This is a genomic window from uncultured Campylobacter sp. (assembly GCF_938045225.1).
In the GTDB taxonomy this organism is placed as follows: domain Bacteria; phylum Campylobacterota; class Campylobacteria; order Campylobacterales; family Campylobacteraceae; genus Campylobacter_A.
The window spans coordinates 1-2,590 of record NZ_CALINL010000023.1 but is presented as its reverse complement, the minus strand read 5'-3'; the positions used below and the strand labels follow the sequence as shown (position 1 = coordinate 2,590).

The following is a 2,590-nucleotide window of genomic DNA, read 5'->3' as shown; positions in this document are numbered from 1 at the left end:
CAAATAAAATTATTAATACAATATTTAATATCTAAATCATTACATGGACGTAAACGAGAAATCCAAGGTTTAATCAATAAATCATCAATACCACCTGCCATAGCTACAGCTAAAATGCATCCCGAGATAGTTACGACGATTTGTCCCATCGTTTCGTTATTTTTTATAATTAAATAACAAAGCGAAAGATATAACGGAATCCAATAGAAACCATTAGTGAGAGTCATCATAACCCCACTAACCATTATGTTATCATAGCCATTGATGAAAATCAAAAGCTGTCTGTCTAAGTTTATAATATCAGATATATTCAATGCAATTAATAATATACAATGTATAATTAAATTTCTTCTACACTATGAATTGGTAGCCAACCTTCACGATTATCAGACAACCTTACTTTATACCAATCCCTAAATGTACGATCTATAATATAAACTTTAGTACCTTCATGTAAAAGGATTTCATCAGTACCAGTCTTATTTGGTGCATTTTTTATATAAACGATAGGTGCTAATACAATCGCATAATTATTATCAATTATGACAGATTTACGTGAGATTGCAAATATTGTACTTAATATAAATAGTACAATTCCTATTGATGAAATATAGAATCCATACTTCCTTATCGTTACTGAACTCATGAAAAAATATGATAAAGAGCCAAAGATTGCTATGATAATACTAATAATACCCAAAAACGCTGAAGCCGCCGTGAATAAATTCGGCAAAATATACATTAACTGAAGTTTATGCTGATTGTCTTGCATCTTTTTCCTCGTAGCTAAAAAACCCTAAAATGCCAGCACTCGCGACCTTTTCGCCTACGCTGACGCTTATTCTCGTATTTGCGGGCAGTATCAAAACCACCTCGCCGCTACCTAAAAAACCAAATCGCCTGCCCGCTTTTAGTCGGCTGAAATTTTCAAAAGAAATGCCTTTGCTAAGAGGCCCCGCGATGACGCGGATCGCAAATTTATTATTTGAATTTTTACAGACGAACAAGGCTCGCTCGTTTAAATTTTTAGAAGCTTCCATGGCATTACACAAAAACAGTCCGTGCCTTTGTTTGGCCTCTAAAAGCTCCATATCGCAAGGAGCTCTGAGCGCGCCCGGGTCAAATACGCCCTTGCGGATAGTTATGGCTACGCACTGCGTATCAAAATAGTAAATTTTATCTATGCTTTTTATCTTACCGTCGATCGGACTAAGTACGGCGTACGCATCATCGCTACCTAGTGCTCGCTCCGGGTTTCTAAACCAAAATACGCAAAGCGCAAAAAGCACGAAAAATAAAATTTGACATACGCCCAAAACCAGCGCAAGCAAAAGCAAAAGCCCTAAAACGAAAACGTATTTGTAGCCCTGTTTTGCGATTAGCCCGATGTTTTGCATATCTTTACACTTGTTCCTCTTTGTTTTCTTCTAAATTTACGAGCCTACTAGACATCCCGTGCTCTTTTTCGTAGTTTGCGATAATCTCTCTAACCTTCGCGCCCTCGATGGTTTCCTCTTCGTAAAGCGCCTCAACCATATTTTCTATCGCGTCGCCGTAGGTTCTTAGCGTCTCAAGCACGTGTTTATAGCGCTCATCAAGCGTGGTTTTGATAAATTCATCCACTTTTTCCGCCGTTTTATCGCTATAGTCCCTATCGGCCTGACCGCCGGATAGGAAAGTACTGCGGCGCTTTTCAAGCACCATGAGTCCCGCGATATCGCTCATACCGTATATCGAGATCATCGAGCGAAGTATATCGGTCGCGCGCTCTAGGTCGTTGCCCGCACCGGTCGAAATCTCTTTTATAAAGACCTCTTCAGCTGCGCGCCCTGCTAAAAGCACATCCACTTCAGCCATCAGCTCGTGGCGCTGCATCATAAATTTATTCTCTTCAGGCGTATGGAGCGTGTATCCCAGTGCCGCAAGCCCGCGCGGTATGATCGATACTTTGGTGACTCTGTTTGCGCCTTTGGTGGTTTCGGCTATGAGCGCGTGTCCGCTCTCGTGATAGGCCACGATGCGTTTTTCTTTCGGATTTATGCGGCGAGATTTTTTCTCAAGACCAGCGATCGCTCTCTCAACGGCCTCGAGCAAATCAGCCTGCTCGACTTTGCCTTTTTCTTTTCTGCCCGCTAGTAGCGCGGCTTCGTTTATAATGTTTGCCAGATCCGCTCCCGCAAGGCCCGCCGTCATGCGCGCGATATCTTCGATACTAACGCTATGATCTAGCTTAATATCTTTTATATGTACGCGTAAAATTTCGATCCTACCTTTAAAATCAGGCTTATCGACGAGCACCTGCCTGTCGAATCTACCCGGCCTTAAAAGCGCGGCATCAAGCACCTCCGGACGGTTCGTCGCGGCAAGTACGATAACGGGCGACGCATCCGAGCTAAAGCCGTCCATCTCAGCCAAAAGCTGGTTTAGCGTTTGCTCGCGCTCGTCGTTTCCGCCGATCATTCCGCTAGCTGCGCGACTTTTGCCGATAGCGTCGATCTCGTCTATAAAGACGATCGCCGGGGCTTCTTTTTTCGCATTTTCAAAAAGATCTCTCACGCGACTAGCACCCACGCCGACAAACATCTCGATA

Annotated in this window: 3 protein-coding genes and 1 pseudogene; all 4 read right to left on the bottom strand. The window is 43.0% G+C overall.

Features of this window, described 5'->3' with window-relative positions; all coding sequences use genetic code 11:
- Window positions 1-340 precede the first annotated feature (340 nt).
- Entirely contained in the window at window positions 341-646 is a 306-nt protein-coding gene (locus tag Q0200_RS01485; protein WP_297936930.1) for an SH3 domain-containing protein, read from the bottom strand.
- Window positions 647-664: 18 nt separating this feature from the next.
- Window positions 665-772 (bottom strand): annotated as a pseudogene (locus tag Q0200_RS01480) (CDP-diacylglycerol--serine O-phosphatidyltransferase); the annotation flags it as partial.
- A complete protein-coding gene (locus Q0200_RS01475) occupies window positions 753-1,397 on the bottom strand; it encodes a phosphatidylserine decarboxylase (RefSeq protein ID WP_297936928.1) in 645 nt (214 codons plus the stop codon). The gene Q0200_RS01475 and the pseudogene Q0200_RS01480, both read right to left, overlap by 20 nt.
- Window positions 1,398-1,401: 4 nt before the next feature.
- Window positions 1,402-2,590 (bottom strand): AAA family ATPase (locus tag Q0200_RS01470; RefSeq protein ID WP_297936925.1); only part of this gene is annotated, 1,189 nt, incomplete at its 5' end.

Coding starts and splice junctions, on each gene's coding strand:
- Q0200_RS01475 (WP_297936928.1), bottom strand. CDS start 1,397: ATGCAAAACATCGGGCTAATCGCAAAACAGGGCTACAAATACGTTTTC.
- Q0200_RS01485 (WP_297936930.1), bottom strand. CDS start 646: ATGAGTTCAGTAACGATAAGGAAGTATGGATTCTATATTTCATCAATA.